The following is a 23,232-nucleotide window of genomic DNA, read 5'->3' on the forward strand; positions in this document are numbered from 1 at the left end:
AAAGCGAAATAGTTAAGTTAAATTGTAGCTTAATTTTTTGCGCATCGATATAAGATTTCAAACTTAAATTTAAAACAACAACACAGATCATCATGAAAAAGAAAACTGTCGTTCAGGATTCCCGGCGTAAGTTTATCCGCAACTCTGCACTCACTGCGGCCGGATTTTTTATTGTACCACGCCATGTATTGGGCCGTGGTTTTGTTGCACCCAGCGACAGGCTGGTGGTGGCCGGTATTGGCGCCGGTGGTAAGGGTTCAAGCGATATTGAAAACTTTTTTAAAAGCGGAAAAGCAGACATCGGTTTTTTATGCGATGTAGATGACCGCCAGGCTGTTGAAACCCGTAAGAAATTTCCCAAAGCAAAATATTATAAAGACTTCCGTGAAATGCTGAGCAAGGAAGGCAAGTCCATTGATGCGGTTTCTGTATCTATACCAGATCATCAGCACGGTGTAGCAGCGATGGCAGCCATGCAATTGAACAAGCACGTGTATGTGCAAAAGCCAATGACGCACGATATTTATGAAGCCCGCATGTTAACAGAAGCAGCACATAAATATAAAGTGGTAACGCAGATGGGTAACCAGGGTTCGTCTGGTGATGGTGTGCGCCAGTTACAGGATTGGTACAATGCAGGCACCATTGGTGATGTACATACTATCTATTGTTATACTGACCGTCCTATATGGCCACAGGGTGTTGGCAGACCAGCCACAACATCTCCTATACCGGCAGGACTTGATTTTGATCTATGGTTGGGAACAGCACCTAAAAGAGAATATTTTGAAGGTATACTACCATTCAACTGGCGTGGCTGGTGGGATTATGGAACCGGTGCACTAGGTGACATGGCCTGCCATATTATGGCGCCTGCATTTGCTGTAATGGGGCTGGGATATCCTACCAGCGCAGAATGCAGCGTAGCAACAAAATACATTGAAAACTGGAACAAAGCATACTATCCTGAAAGCGGTCCGATAGCATCGCACATCACGTTAAGATTTAAAGGTAAAAATGGCAAGCCCGATGTAGAATTGCATTGGATGGATGGCGGCATACAACCCACCCGCCCGGAAGAATTGGGTGCCAACGAAGAAATGGGCGACGGTGGAAACGGTGTTATTTTTATTGGTACAAAAGGAAAAATGATGGCAGGCACTTATGGCGTTAATCCTCAATTGCTGCCGACTTCAAGAACCAAAGAAGTAAAAGTACCGCAAACAGTAGCCCGTGTAAAAGATGGCGAAGATGGTCACTATGCAGCATGGGTAGAAGCCGCCATTGCAGGATATGGCAGTGATAAGGCGAAGAACCTTAGTTCGCATTTTGATATTGCTGGTCCATTAACAGAGAGTGTGCTGATGGGCAACCTTGCCATTCGCAGTTATGATATCCGCAAGCCAAAGGGTAACGATGACTTTGATTACCCTGGTCGTTTTATTAAACTGCTTTGGGACGGTCCGAATATGAAGATCACCAATTTTGATGAAGCCAACCAGTTTGTAAAACGTACGTACAGACCAGGCTGGAGTCTATAATACTGAACTTTTTTTAATACAACAAGGAGCTATTGATACAATAACTCCTTGTTGTATTTTTACGCATACCGACATGTCCATACAACGAAAAAAACTTGCCATAAAAATAATTACTTACCTGCTGTTGCTACAGCAGGTTGTTCATGCACAAACCATCAATGATTGGGAAAACCCGCAGCTGGTTTCGCAAAATACCATGGCCCCGCATGCTCATTTTATTCCCTATCCAAACGAACAGCAGGCACTGCAAAAAAGCAGTTCGCCTTTTATACAATCATTGGATGGAATATGGAAATTTTCACTGGTTAATACAGTGGCAGCACGGTCGACAGATTTCTATAAAAACAATTTTAATACCGATCAGTGGAAAGACATCAAAGTGCCCGCCAACTGGCAAACAGAGGGATTTGATAAATTTATTTTTACCGATGTGGAGTATCCCATCAAACCTAACCCGCCTTATGTACCAACTGATTTTAATCCCGTTGGTTCTTACAAAAGAAATTTTACCGTTCCGGCTGCATGGAATGGAAAGAACATTTTTATCCATTTAGGGGCTGTTAATTCATTCTTTTATATCTGGATCAACGGACAATATGTTGGCCTGAGTAAAGACAGTAAAACGCCGGCAGAGTTCGATATAACCCGCTTTGTACAAAAGGGACAGAATAGTGTGGCAGTGCAGGTTTTCAGGTTCAGTGATGGCACCTACCTGGAAGGACAGGATATGTGGAAGCTGAGCGGCATTGAACGAATCGTATACCTGGTAGCCAGACCCAAAATATGTGTGTATGATTTTTTTGTAAAGGCTGCTTTGGACGAAGTATACAAGGATGGATTATTGAATGTAACTGTTTCATTGAACGATGCACCAGTTGCAGCAACCCGCTACGTTGAAATACAACTGGTGGATAGCACCGGTAAAATAATCATTCAGCAACAGCAATTGGTCAGTAACAAAAAAGATTATCGTTTTGCTGCTACCATCCCTTCGGTACGGCAGTGGAATGCAGAACATCCTGAAATATACAAACTGTTCATTAATTATAAAAATCAACATGGACATATCCTTGAAAGCATTTTGCATAAAACCGGTTTTAGAAACATTGAAATAAAACATGGCTTTTTATTGGTAAACGGCAAGCCCATCAAAATAAAAGGTGTCAACCGGCATGAACATGATATGTACACCGGTAAAGTGATTACGGTGGAAAGTATGGTAAAGGATATCCAACTGATGAAACAATACAACGTTAATGCCATGCGTTGCAGCCATTATCCCAACAGGGAAGAATGGTATGAACTCTGCGATGAGTATGGTTTGTATGTTATTGATGAAGCCAATATAGAATGCGATGGTATGGATTTTCATCCACTGAAAACACTGTCAGATAAACCTGCCTGGCAGGCTGCTTATCTCGACCGTACGAAACGCATGTGGGAAAGAGATAAAAATTATTGCTGCATCATCACCTGGTCACTGGGCAATGAAAGCCGTTTTGGAAACAATTTTGTTGCTACTTACAACTATTTAAAATCAAAAGACAGCACCAGGCCGGTACAATACGAGGAGGCAAGGGAGAATCCTTATACGGACATCATTTGCCCGATGTACAAATCCCTGAACGTTATGCAGGAGTATGTGAAGGATTGGAAGCCGAGGCCGTTTATCCAGGTAGAGTATGCACACATGATGGGCAACAGCGGCGGCAATTTAAAAGACGATTGGGATTTGATCTATAAGTATCCGCAATTGCAGGGCGGCTTTGTATGGGATTTTAGTGACCAGGCATTTAAGCGAAAAGATGCCAATGGCCGCGACATCTGGGCCTATGGCAGTGACATGGGAAATGTAGGCGAAACAAGTGATACCAGTTTTTGCGCCGACGGCATGTTTGCCGCCGACCGCACGCCGCATCCGCAGGCTTTTGAATTAAAAAAAGTATACCAGAATATTTTATTTGAACCGGTTGATTTTTCAACAAATACCATCCGTGTCACGAACCGTTTTGACTTTACCAATCTCAATAATTATACTATTACCTGGTATATAAAGGCTGATGGAAAGATAATTGCCAAAGGAAATATTTCAACCTTTGATCTTTCTCCACAGCAAAGCACAGCAATAAAGCTTGATTTGCCGGTCATTGATGCGGACGCGGGCAAGGAATATTTTTTGTTTATAGCAGCAGAAACAAAGCAGGCAACTGCATTGATTCCTGCAAAATTTGTAGTTGCCTGGGAGCAGTTTAAACTACCGGTTTTTAAAGAACCAGCAATAAAATCATTAGCCAATTTTCCTGTTATTGCTGGCACAGAAGATACAGATAAGCAAACCTTTTCTTCAACTCTTTTTGCTGTGGGCTTCGATAAAAAAACAGGCTGGTTAAGTTCGTATAAAGAAGGTAACAAGGAATTGTTGACAGCTCCGGTTCTTCCCAATTTTTGGCGGGCGGTTACAGACAATGATATTGGCAACAGCCTGCAAATGCGTTGCGCCGTATGGCAGCATGCGGCTGAAAATGCCACCTTAAAATCATTTGTCGTAAAACAAATCAATGCGCATGAATTCGCTGTAAATACGGTCCATTACCTTGTTTTAGTGGATGCTGATTATTATGCCACGTATTTGATTAATGCCAATGGTGATATAGAAATTACGGCGTCATTAAAAGCAGGCAAACAACCATTTCCAGAATTGCCCAGGTTTGGCATGCGGCTTATTCTGGACGGAAGTATCGACCAGGCGAACTGGCTGGGCAGGGGGCCATTTGATAATTACCAGGACCGCAATTATGCGTCAGCCGTGGATTTGTATACCGCACCGGTGGATGCATTGTTTCATCCGTACGCCCGTGCGCAGGAAAGTGGCAACAGAACAGACGTACGCTGGATGGCGTTACTTGATACCGCCGGAACCGGGTTGATGGCCCTGGGTGAGCCTTTGCTCAGCAGCGGTGTGTTGCATTTTAATATGCACAATCTCGATTTCGATCACACTCAAAAAGCAAACAAGCACGGAGGTTCCATGCAAAATGAAAACCTGGTGTGGTGGAACATTGACTACAAACAAATGGGATTGGGTGGTGATAATAGCTTGGGTGCTAAAACCCATGCAGAGTATACCTTACCCTACCAGGATTACACCTATTCGTTTACCTTGCGGCTAATAAAAAGGGGTGATACATTAACAGAAAAAGCAAAAGAAAGATATTGAAAATAACGCTTCAATTTTTTGAAGCAGGTTCAAAGTGTAACAAAATAAACGGACTCATCAGATGGAATTTACAGAACAATTTATTGAAGCATTTGCTTTACAACAGTACGGCGTAGCGGTGAAAGCAAAAGCACTTAACGGTTACGATGAATTAAATTTTTTATTGAAAGATAAGGAGGGGCTGCAATACATTTTAAAAGTGGCCACCGATGAACACGGCTACCATTTTTTGGATGCGCAGGTAAAAATTGTAAATCATCTTGCGGCGAGTGAAGTGGCCAATCAGTTTCAGCATTACCTGCTGAATACCGAAGGGAAGGAATTGACAACGCTGGTAATTGACGACAGAAATTATTACCTGCGTATTCTGAGTTTTTTAGAGGGCATCTTTTGGGTAGATGCAACCGAAAGGAATGACATCTTACATGCTGATCTCGGCAATTTTCTTGCCAAGATGGATAAGGCATTGCAGCATTTTTCTCACCCCGCCATGCACCGGCGTTATATTTGGGATATCAGTACGGCGATGGATGCCAATGCAAAACTGGCTTGCATTACCAATCATGAAAAAAGGCGCATGGCGGGATATTTTTTACTGCAATTTGAAACAGAAGTAATGCCCGTACTGGCTTCTCTGCGACATGCCTATGCGCACAACGATGCCAATGATTACAATTTGCTGGTGAAAGACAATACCGTTTGTGGACTGATTGATTTTGGCGATATGGTATATACAGCGCTCATCAACAGCGTGGCTGTTGCCTGCACGTACGCCATGCTGAATAACAAAAGGCCTTTGGAAACGGCCGCGGTGATCGTTAAAAATTACCACGCAGAATATCTTTTAACAATACAGGAGCTCGACCTGTTGTATTATTTAATTGCAGCAAGGTTGTGCATCAGCGTAACACAATCAGCCTATAACGCCTCGCTCGACAGCAGCAACGAGCATCATTTTATTACGGAGCAACCTGCCTGGAATTTATTATACCAGCTCATCCGTATTAACCCCGTAAAAGCACAGGATAGTTTCAGAACGGCCTGTGGATATGAGGGCTTGATCAATGACAAAGACTATACCGGTTTACTGGAAGAAAGAAAAAAACATGTCGGAAGAAATTTAAGTATCGGTTACAAGCAGCCGCTTAAAATTATAAAAGCTGCGCTGCAATATTTATATGATGATAAAGGCCGCACTTTTGTGGACTGTGTAAACAATCCTTCGCATGTTGGGCATTGTCACCCGGTGGTAGTGAAACGAATGCAAAGACAAATTGCAACGCTCAATACCAATACCCGGTATTTAAATGATCACATGATGGAGTATGCAAAACGGCTGACAGCCACCTTGCCGGAATCGCTGTCTGTTTGTTATTTTACCAACAGCGGCAGTGAGGCAAACGATTTAGCTATCAGGATGAGCCGGCATTTTACCCGTCAAAAAGATATTATTGTGCTTGATCATGCTTATCATGGTACGTCAACCGTGGCCATGGAGATGAGCCCGTATAAATTTGACAGCAAGGGCGGTTTTGGTAAAATGCCCTGGATTCATAAAGCCATCAATCCTGATATGTATCGTGGCCCATACAAATATGGCGATGCCAATGCAGGTGAAAAATATGCAGCGGATGTACAAAGGATTATTGACTCATTAAAGGCAGAAGGAAAATCCCCGGCGGTTTTTATTTGTGAAACTTTATTGGGTGTTGGCGGTCAAATTCCTTTACCGCCCGGATATTTAAAACAGGTGTACAAATATGTGAACGCGGCCGGCGGTGTTTGTATTGCAGACGAAGTACAGGTAGGTTTTGGAAGGGTAGGAGAAAAATTCTGGGGCTTCGAATTGCAGGACGTGGTGCCGGATATTGTGGTAATGGGTAAGCCGATCGGCAACGGGCATCCGTTGGCGGCTGTGGTAGTTACCAATGAAATCGCCGATGCCTTCAACAATGGCATGGAATACTTTAATACGTTTGGCGGCAACCCGGTTTCCATGGCAACCGGGCTGGCGGTACTGGATGTAATTCAACAGGAGGAAATGCAACAGCACGCACTGGAAACCGGCAACCATTTAGTGGCAGGGTTAAAGAGGTTAATGGATAAATATGCCATCATCAGCGACGTGCGGGGCCATGGATTATTCATCGGCGCCGAAATGGTAAAAGATAGAACAACATTAGAGCCTGCAGTTCCGGAAATAGATATCGTGGTTGAAAAAATGAAAGACAAAGGTTATTTATTAAGCACCGATGGACCGTTGCACAATGTGCTGAAAATAAAACCACCCATGCCATTCAATCAGCAAAATGCGGATGAGTTGGTGCAATACCTGGATGAATGTTTGGGGGAGTTATCATAGATAAAATGGTATTACAGCCAACGTATTTGTGTGCTAAAAATCAAACACAAAACCTGAATAAATTTTTCCGTTGAACAATTTATTTTTTGCAAGCCTCACTTCATTAATCATTAAATTATTGTCGTTGATATAAGCCAGTTTAAAATGCTTCCACCTGAAGGAGGCTGAAAAACTTTGTTGTTTAATGGCATACCCGGTGGCCAGCAAAATATTATTTGCCGGAACGTAGTTTACCCCAATTGCGGCATCATACAATCCTTTGTCAGTGAACAGCGCATCTACTCCCACATTCAATCTTTCTCTTTTATAACATATGCCAATGCCATATGCACGTTGGTTTACAAAGGATTGGTTGGAAGAGTCTTTTATAAAAAGATCTTTGTATAATTTGTTTCCGGCAATATTCATTACAGATACACCAGCCTGTAAATAGCTATTGATTTTATAGTTCACCGATGCGTCAAAATCAAAATGTTGTTTTCGGATACTGTCGTCTACAAAAAAAACATAATCAACATTATTCACGAAATCGCTTTGAAGCACAATCAGGTTTGGATTATTAAATTGCTGCCATACCGATTTTAAAGTCAGTGCCACACTTAGTTTATTATTAACTGAGTATACAGGTGCTATAAAAGCGGCAAATTCTTTTAGCTTTTGGGTATGTGTCCGGTTCACGGTATCAAAATCGCTGGCGACTGAACCCAGCCTTTGCGAGATTACATTTCTAAATTCATTTTGCTGCGTATAAATGCCGCCCATGCCGAGATACAGTTTGGGCGCAATTTGTTGATAGCCGGACAGTTTAATGTTGTTTTTAAAATTAGCCAGCAAGCTTACATTATTGGGTTTACTGCTGTTGGCAATGGCCGCGGCGTTCCAAAATACAGCTTCAGATAAATTGCGTGAAGGAGCGAAATTAAAGCCGGTATTATCTGTATTGATAAGAGGTGATGAGTGGAGAAATTCACCGTATTTTATTTTGCCGGGTAATAACGTTGCAGCCTTATAAAATCCTGCTTTTTGAGATGCTGCAACCGTAATCAATTTCTCAAATAAATTAATAAACGAAACCGGGCCCATTGCCGCACTGCCCTGGGCGCTGCCGTCAATGGTTAAAGCAGGCAAATGATGTGCTGAATCCAGCAGCTTTTCAGACATAATATCGGGCAGTTCTGATTCCTTGCAATTCTCCAGTATTTTCCAGTTTTTTATTGTTACAAACATTTTGGAGGGATCCGGATTTCGCTTGTCCAGGTCTTCCGAAATAAAAACGCGTTCTACCTTTTTGCAGCTGCTGCATTTGGTAATAATATACAGCGACACGTTTTTATCCCGCAGGTCTTTTGCGCTCCAACCGGTATTGATTTCAAAATAGCCCTGTGGTGTGGTAGTGGTAGCAACGGCTGCTTTTGGATTAAAAGATGGAATGATGATAATATTGGTGGCTCCTCTTGTAGAAGTCACACCATTGTTGATGCAGCGTAATGTGCCTTTGATAATTACCTGTTGCGCAGCAAGTGCATTAGTAAGTATCGTAAATAAGGCAGTGAGTATAATGGGTGTTTTCATTTCTTTTTGTGTTTAGCATTATTAGTGGAGGTTGGATTACTGATTGGAAGAGGGTTTAATACAAACTCAATATTGTCAATTTCACCGGATGTTATGTTCAGCATTTTTTGTTTGTCTTCATAAGCAGGGTGAGCAGTAACCACTGTTACACGGTCGCCAAAATGGTAGTCGGGCAACGGTATTTGAAAGCTGCCGTCATTGGTGGTTTTGGTGGCATAAGGAGTTCCATCCACCGTAATATCAACGTCCCTGATCGGGCGGTCTGCTGCATCTTTTACTGTACCGGCAAGCCTTATAATTTTTGCCTGTGCAAGGATAAGACTGACGGGGGCAAAGTTCGGCAACAAAGTGTCGATATTGACGGGTATATACCCATCGCTTACCACATTGATCGCAATGTTGTTTCGTAACTGATCGTACGGAATTTCGGGAAATACCACCATCCCTTTTTCATTCACGGAGGCTTCCCGCTGGTAGTGTGGAAAGGTCAACGTAACGCGTCCTTTTGTGATGGGATTTTTGTCTTCATCAAACACCCTTACCGTAAGCATCTGATCGCTGGAACCTTTTGGAATCATAAAGCCGCCGAGCACTGTTAATATCACACCAACCACAGGCCCGGTAAATTTGTAGGTAACGTTCGACTCGATGCCCTTCAGGGTTGCATAAGAATTCATGATGCCGAAGATCAGCGCACTGGCAGCCATTCCAAACAATACCAGAATCAGATAAAATACGCGGTCATCCATTTTTTCGGAGCCGCCCTGTTTCATGTAATGCAAATAGTAGTAACCAATACCGGAGGCTGCTATAAGGCTGATCGCCGAGATAATAAGATAGGTAGTTACTGAAACTGTTTTTGTGGATGGAGGGTTGTCTGTTGTCATTTTACCTGATTGTAATGGGGTGTTTTAAATCAACAAGGGATATAGAACAAAACACTTGCAGGCAAAGAGAGAAGAGCAATTGAAAAAAGGTAAAAATGTTTTTACATGGAGGATGAATGAATTATACCAGTAAGTTAATGAAAAAACAACAACATACAAAGCAGAGAATCACCTGCACAAAAAAGAACCTGCCCGGGGTTAGTTTTTTTTCTGGCTGTACAAAAAAATAGCATACAAAAAAATCCCCGGAATTGATATTCCGGGGATGGCTTAAACAGCTCAGTTATAAAAATCGTCCGGTTAACAAATCAATGAATAAAATGATAGCACAATGCTGCCAGCAAGCTGCCAATGATGGGTGCTATAACTGGTACAATGCCGTATTTCCAGTTGCTGCTTCCTTTTCCTTTAATGGGCAAGATGGCATGCATAATTCTTGGTCCAAGGTCTCTTGCCGGGTTGATAGCATAACCGGTAGTACCGCCCAAACTCAGCCCGATTCCTAATACCAGCAGTGAAATTGGCAAGCCGTCCAACGCACCCAGGCTTTCTTTTGATGATACGATAAAAAGAGCTCCTATTACCAAAACAAAAGTGCCGACTATTTCTGAGAAAAAATTATCTGCCCTGCTTTCAATGGCTGGAGACGTACAAAAGACGCCCAATTTGGATGCCTGGCTTTCCGTTGCATCAAAATGGTTGCGGTAAGTAAGCCATACTAAAAATGCGCCGATCATTGCGCCAAGTAACTGCGCTGCAATATAAGTAGGCACAAGCCTCCATTCAAATTTACCCAATGCGGCAAGGCCAATCGTTATAGCCGGGTTAAGGTGTGCGCCACTTGAACCTGCAGAAATAAATACGCCTGCGAATACAGCAATCGCCCATCCAAAAGCAATTACAATAAGGCCGCTGTTGTTACCATAGGTCTTGTTCAATACTACATTGGCAACAACGCCGTCTCCCAGCAATATCAACACAGCGGTACCGGTAAGTTCTGCAATAAAAGGTGTCATTTTTAAAGTTTATTTTTTGGTTTAGGAATCAAACATTTAATCAGTGTGCCAGGTAATTTTGCGCTATTGCTGTAAAAGCCAAAACTTGTTGTTCTTGCCATTTGTCATCCCTTTGCAGTAACCCTGCTATCAGCGCCGCCACCATGGGAGCGGCTTCCACAGCTGCGGCTGCATCCAGGAACAATGCCCTTGTTCGCCTTGCTAAAACATCTTCCACGGTCATAGCCATCTCGTGTTGTACCGCCCACACAACGGTGGCCTTGCTATAAGGCAAGCCGGCATGTATTTTTTCTTTAAGAGATGGCTGCTGGTTGCTCAGCTCAATAATTTTTTCCGCATCACTGCCATATATATTCAGCGTAGCATCGCTTGTTGCATGTTGGGTATAACCATGAATTTTCAGCGTGTCTGTGACGCAGGGTTGTTTTGGCAGCTTACAGGCATTAGCGGCATTGTCAATAGCATGTATGGCCATGGTTCTGTAAGTAGTCCACTTACCGCCTGTTATGGTTACCAATCCACTTTTTGATACAATGGTAGTATGGTCTCTTGGTAAAATGGCAGTGGATTTTTGTCCCTTTACTTTTATCAATGGCCTTAAACCTGCATATACCGCTTTTATATCGCCGTGTCCTATTTGTGTGCTCAGGTAACGGTTACAATGTTTGATAATAAAATCAACTTCTTCCTGTAATGCTTTTGGTTCGGTTGTAATTTCCTTTACCGGTGTATCGGTAGTGCCCAGCAAAACCTTGTCATGCCAGGGTACTGCAAACAACACCCTTCCGTCATCCGTTTTCGGAATCATTAAAGCCTGTTTACCAGGAAAAAACTTTTCATCAACAACAATATGAACGCCCTGTGACGGAGATACAATAGGTTCGTGCCCGGCATCATCCATGGCAATTACGTTATCGGTAAATACACCAGTTGCATTAATAACCGACTTACCATTGAGCGTATATTTTATGCCGGATAAAACATCTTCCACCACCAAACCACTGATATTGCCGCCTGTTTTATTCAAGGCAATTACTTTGCAATAATTCAGCATGGCCGCACCTTGTTCAACCGCTGTTTGTGCCAGGTTTACCGCCAGCCTGGCATCATCAAACTGGCCGTCCTGGTACAATACACCGCCACTTAAATTGTCAGGCGAAATGGCCGGTAACAATTGCATGGTTGTTTTTTTTGAGAGCATTTTTGTTTTACCAAGGCTTAATTTACCCGCCAGCAAATCGTACGTGCTAAGCCCGATACTATAATACCATTTTTGCCACCAGTGAAAAGAAGGAATGATGAATGCCAGGTTATGGCACACATGTGGTGCATTTTTTAACAAGATGCCTCTTTCACGAAGTGCTTCTTTAACCAGCTTAATATTGCCCTGTGCCAGGTACCGTACGCCACCATGTACCAGTTTGGTGCTGCGGCTGCTGGTCCCTTTTGAAAAGTCGTCCTGTTCAACAAGCAAAGTTTTATATCCTCTTGAAGCAGCATCAACAGCACAACCGAGACCGGTGGCCCCACCGCCGATAACAATGATATCCCATTGCGCAACATCATTCAGCTGCTGTAACATTTTTTGCCTGTCCATCTTAAAAACTACGATTTATTTGATTGCAATAATTAGGTTGATTGTTTTTTAAGTCAGTTCTTATTTCTATGATGGCGTAACGCGTAAGATAATATTTCCACTATTCATCATCTGCCCATGCCTTGGCAGTTTTTACAGAACGCTGCCATTGTTTGGTTAAGGCTGTTCTTTCTTCCTCGTCCATAGCAGAGACAAACTTTTTATCCACCTGCCATTGGTTCTGTATAGATTCCATATCCGGCCAATAGCCTACGGCAAGGCCTGCCAGGTAGGCGGCGCCCAGGGCAGTAGTCTCTGTAATAACCGGCCGTACAACGGTTGTATTCATGATGTTACTTTGAAACTGCATTAATAAATTATTCACGGTTGCGCCTCCATCCACCCTTAATTCTTTAATGCTGATACCGGAATCAGCTTCCATTGCCTTCAACACATCCATGGTTTGATAGGCGATGCTATCCAGGGCAGCCCTGGCAATATGCGCTTTGTTCGATCCCCGTGTAAGTCCAGTTATGATGCCCCTGGCATGCTGGTTCCAATGCGGTGCGCCAAGGCCTGCAAAAGCAGGTACTACATACACACCGTCACTATCTTTTACCTGTGCGGCAAGTGTTTCAACTTCGGCGGCGGTTGTAATAATGCCAATGCTGTCTCTTAGCCATTGTATAACAGCACCTGCAATAAATACACTGCCTTCCAGTGCATAATGCGTAATACCGTTGACCTTCCACGCTACAGTGGTTAATAAATTATTAGTGCTTGTTACCGGTTTTTCACCCGTGTTCATCAACATAAAGCAACCTGTACCATAGGTATTTTTTACCATGCCGGGCTGCGTACACATTTGTCCAAATAATGCTGACTGCTGATCGCCTGCTATGCCTGCGATTGGGATATTATGGGCCGATAAAATATTTTGTGTGTGGCCATACACTTCGCTACTGCTGCGGATTTGCGGCAACATGTTGCCGGGTATGCCTAATAATTCCTGCAGCTCGCCATCCCACTGCAAAGTATGTATATTGCAGAGCATCGTACGACTGGCGTTGGAAACATCCGTAATGTGTGCCTGGCCTTTGGTTAGGTTCCATACAAGCCAGGTATCAATCGTTCCAAAACACAGCTCCCCGTTGTTCGCTTTCTCCCGGGCACCTTCTACGTTGTCTAAAATCCATTTTATTTTGGTACCACTAAAATAAGCATCTACAATTAAACCTGTTTTTTCCCGGATAATTTTATCAGCGCCTTTTGCTTTGAGTTCATCACAAAAAGAAGCCGTTCTTCTGTCTTGCCAAACGATGGCGTTGTACACTGGCACGCCGGTATTTCTATCCCATACAACAGTTGTTTCGCGTTGATTGGTGATACCAATGGCCGCAATGTTTTCCGCCGATAAACCTGCCTTGGTAATCGCTTCCGCAGCTACGCCAAACTGGGTGCTCCATATTTCATTGGCATCATGTTCAACCCAGCCGCTTTTTGGAAAAATCTGGGTAAACTCTTTTTGTGCTACAGAAACAATGGAGCCCATTTTGTCAAATACAATCGCCCTGGAACTGGTAGTGCCCTGGTCTAACGCTAAGATGTATTGCTGCATGAAAATAGATTTTGAATTTTTTAAGAAGATGATAATTTGATTGGCGTCAGTAAAAACGGCTAATATAAAAGCGGAAGTAATAAAGGCAATGAATGCGCACAATTAGTTTGCGGCGATTTTTTTAAAGTAAATTTTGGCATACAATCGTTTTATGCTGCTAATGTAGTATTTATAATGATTGGTTGTGGATGCAAGCGCCGGAGGCCAAAGAAAATATTTATTCAATAATGAAAATTGATTTGCCGCTGGCGGGGAATGACCGGTAGTCCCCTGTATTAATTGTTGTGCCTTCAACTGAACGGAGATAGTAAAACCCACTGATACCAGGTGATTAACACGGGAATACCTCCAACAGGCAGGTATCCGGAAAAATCAAAACAGCATTATCCATCTATAAGCTGTATCTTTATACGCCATATTTCACTTTCGTTCAATGTTTGTCCTTTGTACGAAGGCAGCACAATTAAAAATCTTTTATATGTATACTTATATTTGGAACAAATACCTGCCGGTAATTAGAATTTTACTAAAAAAATCAGCCGCAGGCGACCAGTTACTGAGCCTTAACAGGGAAGATTTTGAAAGAGCGGGAACGGGCCGCAAAGCGGGTTATAAATTTGTAATTGCTTTTACAGATGGCAAAGTAAGTAATGTAATCAGCGGATCAGATCTTGCCAGTCATTTGGCAAGCGCTATGCTGGAAGATGATGCTACAAAAGCAGTGTTGCGGGGCGGACAGTATGAAGTAATTCTAAACACGAAATTTCAATTGACTATAAAAAATACCGCACCACAACCAGCACCGGAAGTTACAGCCGAAGCAAATGCTGAATAAAACAAACAACCATTAACAACAATACATTCTTTTTAAATTAATTTCCCTACACATTTTGAAGTTCACCGATTTTGACTTTGATCAAAGATTGATAGACGGCATAGAAGCCTCCAATTACAATGAAGCCACCCCTGTTCAGGAACAGGTCATTCCACTCGTTTTAGCAGGCAGAGATGTCATAGCTTCCGCACAAACAGGTACCGGCAAAACCGCCGCGTTTTTACTGCCGCTCATCAATAATATAATTTCAAGTCCGCTTAACCAGCATAGCATTACCGCGTTGGTAATTGTACCCACCAGGGAGCTGGCCATACAGATTGCACAGCATATGGAAGGCTTAAGTTATTTTACTTCCGTAAGTTCTATTGCTGTTTATGGAGGTGGAGATGGCAATGCATTTATACAGGAAAAAAAGGCCCTCAGCGCTGGCGCCGATGTAGTGATCTGTACCCCCGGTAAAATGCTGGCGCACATCAACATGGGCTATGTAAAATTCCAGGGATTAAAATATTTAATTTTAGATGAGGCCGACCGTATGCTCGACATGGGTTTTTATGATGACATCATGCGCATTATTGGAGCCCTGCCGGCCAAGCGCCAGAACCTGCTTTTTTCGGCCACCATGCCACATAAGATAAGAGAAATGGCCCGCCGTATATTACACCAGCCTGCCGAAATAAATATATCTATCAGTAAGCCAAATGAAAAAATTACACAGCTGGCTTATGTGGTGTACGATACACAAAAAATACCCCTCGTAAAGCACCTCTTAATGCAAAAAACTTTTTCCTCTGTGCTTATTTTTTGCAGCAGCAAAAACAGCGTGAAAGAATTAAACAGGGAGTTAAAAAGAACCAAACTGGCGGTCGATGAAATTCACAGCGACCTTGAACAGGATAAAAGAGAAGAAGTACTCATGCATTTTAAAAGTGGCCGCTTGCAGGTGTTGGTGGCTACCGATATATTAAGCCGTGGTATTGATATTGATAACATTGGCCTGGTACTGAATTACGATGTGCCGCACGATGGGGAAGACTATGTACACCGCATTGGTCGTACAGCAAGGGCGGCTGCAGAAGGTACGGCGATTACTTTTGTCAGTGTCAAAGAACAGCGCAAGTTTGCTACCATTGAAAAATTATTAGGAAAACCCGTTCCCAAAGAAGTGGTTCCTGAACAGTTTGGCGAAGCGCCGGCTTATACGCCATCCACCTTTGTGCCCCGGGAAACTGGCAGCAAACATGGTAAAAAGCCCATGCATTTTCATCGAAATCCACCGGCAAGAAAACCTTCTTAAACTAAATTTAACCGCATAATTTAATTGTTTTAGCGGAAAGTTATTGAACGTGCATTTACAGTTTTGTAGTAAATCGTTGTGCCGCTCCCTTTTGCCTGCACAGACTTTTGGAACGTTGTCAATCCACAGCCTCGCTAATTTCCTACAGCATCCTGATTAAAAATCAGATGGGACCGGTGGCCTGGCGTTGGGGCTCATTTCCTGCCAAAGAAATATATTTGTATAAACTACTTACTATTTCATCTTCACCCAATATATTATCCAGTCCGGTTGAGTACCTTAAAGGCGTTGGCCCGCTGAGAGGAGATATGCTAAAAAAAGAATTAAGCATTTTCACTTTTAAGGACATGCTGGAATATTATCCTTTCCGGCATTTGGATAAAACCAAAATAGATAAGATTGCAACATTAAATGAAGGAACAGAATATGCACAGGTTGCTGGAAAATTGACCCACGTTGAGCTGATAGGCGAAAAACGCAGCAAGCGTTTGGTAGCTTACCTGCAGGATGATACAGGTGAAATGGAACTGGTCTGGTTCCAGGGAATCAGCTGGGCGGAAAAATTATTAACCGTTGGTCACCATTACCTGGTTTTTGGGAAAGTGGGCTTTTTTATGAACCGGGTACAAATCAATCATCCTGAAATTGAATTGTACACAGCCGAAAAAGCGGATGGTAAAAAATTCCTGGAACCTGTTTATTATTCTACAGAAAAATTAAAAGCCCGTGGCTTGAATGGCAGGGCCTTTGCAAAATTAACCTACGCCTTATTACAACAATTATCGGCTAAAGATCTGCCGGAGAATTTGCCGGAATCATTGCTCTTAAAATACCGTTTTATTTCCCGCTGGGATGCATTTCGTTCTATCCATTTTCCTGCAACAGAAGAATTGTATGCGCATGCAGTAAGAAGGCTGAAGTTTGAAGAATTATTTTTTGCCCAAATGCGGCTGGGCTTATTACGCAGTACCCGTCATCGTTTCAGCCAGGGCTGGACCTTCAACAAAGTGGGCGACCTATTCAATATTTTTTACAACACCTATCTTCCCTTTGAACTTACCAACGCCCAAAAAAGAGTGTTAAAGGAAATCAGAAAAGATTTCGGCAGTGGAAAACAAATGAACCGGCTGCTGCAGGGAGACGTAGGCAGCGGCAAAACCATTGTTGCATTATTAAGTATGCTGATTGCTGCTGATAATACGCACCCAACCAAAGGCGACGCTTTTCAATCTGTATTAATGGCACCGACAGAAATCCTGGCGCAACAGCACTATAATACCATCGCTGCCCTGGTAAAAGATTTACCGGTTTGTGTAAAACTATTAACCGGATCATCTGTTACTAAACAGCGCAGGGAAATTTTAAAAGCCTGCGAAGATGGCTCATTGAACATATTGATCGGCACGCATGCGGTGATAGAAGATAAAGTGCAGTTTAAAAACCTCGGTTTTGCAGTAATTGATGAACAACATAAATTCGGTGTGGCGCAACGGGCAAGGTTATGGGCCAAAAATACATTACCGCCACATGTGCTGGTGATGACGGCTACGCCCATTCCAAGAACGCTTGCTTTAACGGCTTATGGTGATTTGGATTACAGCGTGATTGATGAACTGCCGCCGGGAAGGCAACCAATTACTACCGTACATCGTTTTGAAAATAAACGGCCGATGGTAATGGATTTTATAAGAGATGAAATTAAAAAAGGCCGGCAGGCTTACGTGGTGTATCCGTTGATAGAAGAGTCTGCCAAAATGGATTACGAAAATCTGATGAAGGGTTTTGAAGAAGTAAAATCATTTTTTCCCGAACCGAAATATTGGATCAGCATGGTGCATGGGCGCCAGCCCGGGGATCAGAAAGAAACCAACATGCAGCGGTTTGTAAAAGCTGATACACAAATCATGGTGAGTACAACAGTGATTGAAGTGGGTGTGAATGTGCCGAACGCTTCAATCATGGTTATAGAAAGTGCAGAAAAATTTGGTTTATCGCAGTTGCACCAGCTACGTGGCAGGGTAGGGCGGGGAAGTGAACAGAGTTATTGTGTGCTGCTGACTGGAAACAAAGTGTCAAAAGACGCAAAGGAAAGATTAAAAATACTCTGCGCAACAAACGATGGTTTTAAAGTAGCCGAAAAAGATTTGGAAATAAGAGGACCGGGAGATATTGAAGGCACTAAACAAAGCGGCTTATTGAACTTTAAACTGGCAAATATAGTAAGTGACAGGGTGATGCTGGAAGCCGCCAAAACTGCTGCGGAGGAAATCATTATTACAGACCCCGATTTGGTGATGGAAGAAAATGCGCCGGTAAAAAATTACCTTCATTTTCAAAAAGGTAAAACGGTTTGGAGTAAAATTTCGTAAGTAGAATTAACAATACATAAACGTTGCAGGGCTGTAGTATGTTTGATTATATTTCAGTACTTTGTACAAAATTACCTCTCTATTGAACTCTGTTAAGTATATAACGCTTTCTTTTTTGCTTACCTCTTTAATAATATTTATAGGTAGCAGGAGCTTTGCACAATTGCAGTTTATAGAAAACAAAGGGCAGTGGGACAGCAGGGCAGATTTTAAAAGCGAGATTTCTACGGGTGCTTTTTTTCTTCAAAAAAATGGATTTAGCGTTGTGTTGCGTAATGCAGATGATCTTAAAAAACTGGCAGATCAAATGCATGGGAAATTGAATACAGACAGCACCTCTGGTTCAGCTGCTGCAAGAACAATTCCAGGTAAATTTCCAGCGACCGCAAATGATGCAATTGTAATACATTCTCACGCTTACAGAGTAAATTTTTTAGGAGCATCAGCAACTGCAAAAGCCAGTCCTGATAAGCCTTTGCCAACCTACAACAATTATTTTATCGGCAATGATAAAAGCAAATGGCAGGGTGGTTGCAAAATATATTCGGGAGTTACTTACACCAACATGTATCCCAATATTGATGTACGTTACTATACAGACGCCGGCACATTAAAATATGATTTAATTGTGCACCCGGGAGGTGATGTAAATGATATAGCCCTTAAGTATGACGGCGTAAATAACCTTGGTGTAAAAGACCGGGAACTTGTCATAGGTACTTCAGTAGGTGATGTAAAAGAGTTATATCCCTACTCGTACCAGGTAGAGGCGGGCGGTCGCACAACAGTTGATTGCAAATATGTTGTTAAAGACAACGTGGTCAAATTCAAAGTAAAAAATTATTCGCCTGATGCTACACTGATCATTGATCCAACATTGATTTTTGCTTCTTTTACCGGCAGTACAACTGATAACTGGGGATATACAGCAACGCCGGGGCCTGACGGTAGTTTGTTTGCAGGTGGTATTTCATTCGGTGCCGGTTACCCGGTATCAACAGGTGCTTTTGACCAAACGTATAACAGCGGGTCACAGGAAGATGCCAATGGACCATATGATATTGCCATTATTAAATTTTCGCCTGACGGAACCAAGAGATTATATGCTACTTACCTGGGCGGATCAACTGCCAATGAGCAACCTCATAGCATGATTTGTGACGGGCAGGGAAATTTGGTGGTTGCCGGCCGCACTACGTCAACTGATTATCCAACTACCACTGCATTTGTTGGTAAGCCAGGCGGTTATGATATCGTGGTTACCAAATTTAATCCTGCCGGTACAGCTTTACTCGGCTCTATAAAAGTGGGCGGAAGCGGAGACGATGGCGTTAACATAAGGCCAAAATATTCTCCCCTGGTAGGAGCGCCAAACGGTCAGACGGATGGAGCATTTGAAACAAGAAGAAACTATGGAGACGATGCAAGAAGTGAAGTGATACTGGATGGATCTGGCAATATCTATCTGGCGTCCTGTACACAGTCTTCAGATTTTCCGGTTACGGGCGGTGTATTACAGGGCGTGTTTGGTGGCGGTAGACAGGATGGAGTTGTAATGGAATTCACACCTAATCTCACGAATATCATATTCAGCACTTTTTTTGGCGGCACGGGCAGCGACGCCTGCTTTGTGTTATCCATCAATCCGGCAAGGGGTAATTTGTATGTTGCTGGAGGCACAACCAGTGCAACGCTTCCCGGCACCGTCGCAGGTTCGCCGGTAGAACCAGGCATGGGTATTACCAACCAGGGCGGAGCAACAGACGGATTTATTACCGAGATTACAACAGATGGTAAATCCATTATAAAAACCATTTTTGCTGGTACCAGCGGCAATGATCTTGTCTATGGAATACAGTTCGATAAATTTGGATTTCCTTATATCATGGGTGCTACAACCGGCAACTGGCCGGTAAAAAACGCCGCTTACAGCAATGCTGGCGCCAAGCAATTTATTGCCAAGTTAAAACCGGATTTATCTACCTATTTGTTTTCAACCATTTTTGGTACCAATTCCTCTATCCCAAATATTTCGCCAGTCGCTTTTTTGGTTGACCGCTGTCAAAATGTATATGTTTCCGGCTGGGGTGGAAAATTCAATAATGAACGGCAATATCCCTGTGCAGGAACAAGGGGCATGCCGGTAACATCTAATGCGCTTAAATCTACCAGTGATGGGGGCGATTTCTATTTCTTTGTTCTGGAAAAGGATGCAAAAAGCCAGCTATTTGGTAGCTTTTACGGGCAAACCGGTGGATTTGATGACCACGTTGACGGGGGTACCAGCCGATTTGATGCCAACGGGATTATATACCAGGCTATTTGCGCTAATTGTGGCGGCCCAAGAACTCCCGGATTTTTTCCTACTACACCTGGCGTATGGGCTCCAACAAATGGCTCATCTAATTGCAACGAAGCCGCTGTTAAAATAGAAATGAATTTTGGTGGCATCGGTGCCAGTGTAAAAGCTACCATTAACGGCGTGTTTGATACAGTGGGCTGTGTTCCGCTTACCATTAAATTTACGGATACCCTGGCCAAAGGAAAAATGTATATCTGGGATTATGGAGATATTAATAGTCCAAAAAATGATACCACTTATGCACCCAACAATTCCACCACACATACCTATACAAAAGTAGGGGTGTATACCCTGAGGCTGGTTTCTATAGATTCCACTACGTGTAATATTTCAGATACCGCGTATACCCATGTCAGGGTGGGTAACAACGAAGTACATCCTGATTTCATTGCGGTAAAAATTCCTCCCTGTACCAACCTTACGTATACATTTACCAATACAACTACAGCCACCATACCCACCTTCAAGCCAAATAGTTTTCTATGGGATTTTGGAGATGGAACGCCCCAGGTGCGAGCCGGTTTGGGAAATCAGCAGCATACTTATGCAGCAGTAGGTACCTACATCGTAAGGCTGGTGGTTGATGACAGTGTTTTTTGTAATTCGCCGGATTCAGCTGTTAAGCAGGTGCGTTTAGCCGTTACCGTTAAGGCGCAGTTTGAAACGCCTGCAAAAGGGTGTAAGCCATATATTGCGGTATTCAAAAATACTTCGCTGGGTGGTACAGATTTTAAATGGTCTTTCGGCGATGGTACTACATCAACAGATGTGGATCCGGTTCACCTTTATGCAAGTGCGGGAACTTATACGGTTAAATTGATTGCCAATGATACTTCAACCTGTAATAAGATAGATTCAACCAGTTACACCATTACAGTGTATGAAATTCCTACTGCAAATTTCGCAGCAGCACCCAACCCCGCTCCGGAAAATATACCAGTCCAGTTTAGGAATCTGTCCCTGGGTGCAACCAGTTACATCTGGGATTTTGGAGATGGACAGACATCTGAAGAAGTGAATCCATTATACCAGTTTACTTCTACGGGAACTTTCAGCGTATGTCTGCAAGCCATCAATCCTGCGGGTTGTATAGATACTTTTTGTATGAATGTTTCGGCAAAAATTTTGCCACTGGTGGATGTTCCAAATGCGTTTACACCAGGCAAATTTGGGAAAAACGCAGTGATCGGCGTAAAGGGTTTTGGAATAGGAAAGATGACCTGGAAAATATACAATCGCTGGGGACAGGTAATGTTTGTAAGTAACAGTGTTAGCCAGGGTTGGGATGGAACATATAAAGGAAAACTACAGCCCCTGGAAGTATATACCTATACACTGGATGTTGAATTTACAAACGGTACTAAATATCGAAAGACGGGAGATATCACGTTATTAAGGTAAAATTTATTTGCTGTTACAGTAAGCATGAAAGGAAGAATCAACATATTATTGATAGTAGCTGTTGGCCTGCAAATCACCACATTTGTTCAGGCTCAGGATCTTCATTTTTCACAATTTTTCAATAACCCGCTTACAACCAACCCTGCCAATACAGGATTTATTCCAGACGCAGATTACAGGCTGGGCGCCAGTTACCGCAACCAGTATTCTTCTGTCATGGCTACACCGTATCAAACGGTAAGTGTTTTTGGCGATGCACAGGTTTTGCGTAACCAGATTGAATATGGCTGGTTGGGAATAGGTGGTTTTATTTTAAGTGATGTAGCAGGCAGCGGCGGCCTCCGTTCTACCAAAGTGTACGGTTCGTTGGCCTATCACCAAATGCTTGGAAGCAGCAGTTTGCTTACGGCTGGTTTTAACCTTGGCTGGGCAAATAAAAGAATTGATCAGAGTAAATTAAAATTTCCTGACCAGTTTGACGGAAAGTTTTTTGATTCTAATACCCCGACAGATGTAGTGCTCGTGAATAACAATGTGAGTTATTTTGATATGCAGGTGGGTATGAACTATGCCTATTTTCCCAACGAAAATGTATATTTCAATGGCGGATATTCTATTCACCACGTCAACAGGCCGCAGGAAACTTTTTTTAATCCGGGAGGAGATTCTACCAAAATACCGGTGCGGCACATCGGCTTTTTAAATGCGCTGCTGAAAGTTGATGAGCGGGTTATATTGAACCCAAATGCCTATTATACCATGCAGGCTAAGTCAAGCGAATTGGTCATTGGGTTAAATGCCAATTACAATCTTTCCGGCGCAGGCGGCGACATGCAGCTATTGGCAGGCTTGTATTACAGGGCAGGTGATGCCATTGTTCCCATGGTTGGTTTTGAATTAAAACATGTGCGTTTTACTTTCAGTTATGATGCTACTACCTCAGCTTTAAGAAATTATAATAATATGCAGGGCGCTTCTGAATTTAATGTAATGAAGAAGGGCTTTTACGGAGAAGCTTCCGGTGATACCCGCCAGGTGATCTGCCCCAGGTTTTAGTTTTACATTATCTTGTTGGCTAAAGGAGAATGATATACTTAAGCGACAACAGTGTCCCAATATAGATATAGTGCATGCAGGCTTTTGGATTTAATATAGATAATATATTAAGAGTATATTTAA

General features: G+C 42.8%; 13 protein-coding genes. 8 read left to right on the forward strand and 5 right to left on the reverse strand.

The features are described 5' to 3' along the window. Positions 1 to 92: 92 nt before the first annotated feature. The 3 genes from QWZ08_RS03000 to QWZ08_RS03010 all read left to right on the forward strand — a co-directional run bounded on the left by QWZ08_RS03000 (position 93) and on the right by QWZ08_RS03010 (position 7,120). On the forward strand, positions 93 to 1,541 hold the full coding sequence (locus QWZ08_RS03000) for a Gfo/Idh/MocA family protein (protein WP_290335723.1): 1,449 nt from the start codon (positions 93 to 95) through the stop codon (positions 1,539 to 1,541). Positions 1,542 to 1,614: 73 nt separating this feature from the next. After that, positions 1,615 to 4,758 (forward strand): beta-galactosidase, LacZ type, encoded by a 3,144-nt coding sequence (gene lacZ, locus QWZ08_RS03005; RefSeq protein WP_290335724.1) that lies wholly within the window; start codon positions 1,615 to 1,617, stop codon positions 4,756 to 4,758. Positions 4,759 to 4,819: 61 nt separating this feature from the next. Then, the gene (locus tag QWZ08_RS03010; protein ID WP_290335725.1) at positions 4,820 to 7,120 is read left to right on the forward strand and encodes an aminotransferase class III-fold pyridoxal phosphate-dependent enzyme; all 2,301 of its coding nucleotides are present in this window, start codon (positions 4,820 to 4,822) and stop codon (positions 7,118 to 7,120) included. A 33-nt stretch (positions 7,121 to 7,153) separates the two neighbouring features. On the opposite strand, the gene QWZ08_RS03015 is transcribed toward QWZ08_RS03010, so the two are convergent. From QWZ08_RS03015 to glpK, 5 genes are all read right to left on the reverse strand, one after another. Beyond that, on the reverse strand, positions 7,154 to 8,692 hold the full coding sequence (locus tag QWZ08_RS03015) for a PorV/PorQ family protein (protein ID WP_290335726.1): 1,539 nt from the start codon (positions 8,690 to 8,692) through the stop codon (positions 7,154 to 7,156). Further along, the gene (locus QWZ08_RS03020; protein WP_290335727.1) at positions 8,689 to 9,579 is read right to left on the reverse strand and encodes a carboxypeptidase-like regulatory domain-containing protein; all 891 of its coding nucleotides are present in this window, start codon (positions 9,577 to 9,579) and stop codon (positions 8,689 to 8,691) included. Before QWZ08_RS03020 ends, QWZ08_RS03015 begins: the two co-directional genes overlap by 4 nt. A 308-nt stretch (positions 9,580 to 9,887) precedes the next feature. Beyond that, complete coding sequence (locus QWZ08_RS03025; protein WP_290335728.1) at positions 9,888 to 10,595, reverse strand: MIP/aquaporin family protein; 708 nt, start codon at positions 10,593 to 10,595, stop codon at positions 9,888 to 9,890. 40 nt (positions 10,596 to 10,635) lie between these two features. Further along, positions 10,636 to 12,192, reverse strand: coding sequence for a glycerol-3-phosphate dehydrogenase/oxidase (locus QWZ08_RS03030; protein WP_290335729.1), 1,557 nt, complete (start codon positions 12,190 to 12,192; stop codon positions 10,636 to 10,638). A gap of 100 nt (positions 12,193 to 12,292) precedes the next feature. Then, positions 12,293 to 13,789 (reverse strand): glycerol kinase GlpK, encoded by a 1,497-nt coding sequence (gene glpK, locus QWZ08_RS03035; protein WP_290335730.1) that lies wholly within the window; start codon positions 13,787 to 13,789, stop codon positions 12,293 to 12,295. A gap of 478 nt (positions 13,790 to 14,267) precedes the next feature. Here glpK and QWZ08_RS03040 point away from each other — a divergent pair, with 478 nt between their 5' ends. The 5 genes from QWZ08_RS03040 to QWZ08_RS03060 all read left to right on the forward strand — a co-directional run bounded on the left by QWZ08_RS03040 (position 14,268) and on the right by QWZ08_RS03060 (position 23,109). Then, positions 14,268 to 14,624: a hypothetical protein gene (locus tag QWZ08_RS03040; RefSeq protein WP_290335731.1), complete on the forward strand. Its 357-nt coding sequence runs from the start codon at positions 14,268 to 14,270 to the stop codon at positions 14,622 to 14,624. A 55-nt stretch (positions 14,625 to 14,679) separates the two neighbouring features. Then, on the forward strand, positions 14,680 to 15,921 hold the full coding sequence (locus QWZ08_RS03045) for a DEAD/DEAH box helicase (protein ID WP_290335732.1): 1,242 nt from the start codon (positions 14,680 to 14,682) through the stop codon (positions 15,919 to 15,921). A 167-nt stretch (positions 15,922 to 16,088) separates the two neighbouring features. Next, positions 16,089 to 18,290: an ATP-dependent DNA helicase RecG gene (recG, locus tag QWZ08_RS03050; protein ID WP_290335733.1), complete on the forward strand. Its 2,202-nt coding sequence runs from the start codon at positions 16,089 to 16,091 to the stop codon at positions 18,288 to 18,290. Between the two features lie 82 nt (positions 18,291 to 18,372). Then, positions 18,373 to 22,053 (forward strand): DUF7948 domain-containing protein, encoded by a 3,681-nt coding sequence (locus tag QWZ08_RS03055; RefSeq protein ID WP_290335735.1) that lies wholly within the window; start codon positions 18,373 to 18,375, stop codon positions 22,051 to 22,053. A gap of 24 nt (positions 22,054 to 22,077) precedes the next feature. Then, the gene (locus QWZ08_RS03060; RefSeq protein ID WP_290335737.1) at positions 22,078 to 23,109 is read left to right on the forward strand and encodes a PorP/SprF family type IX secretion system membrane protein; all 1,032 of its coding nucleotides are present in this window, start codon (positions 22,078 to 22,080) and stop codon (positions 23,107 to 23,109) included. The last annotated feature ends 123 nt before the right edge of the window (positions 23,110 to 23,232 follow it).

It is taken from the genome of Ferruginibacter paludis (genome assembly GCF_030409685.1).
Lineage (GTDB): Bacteria > Bacteroidota > Bacteroidia > Chitinophagales > Chitinophagaceae > Ferruginibacter > Ferruginibacter paludis.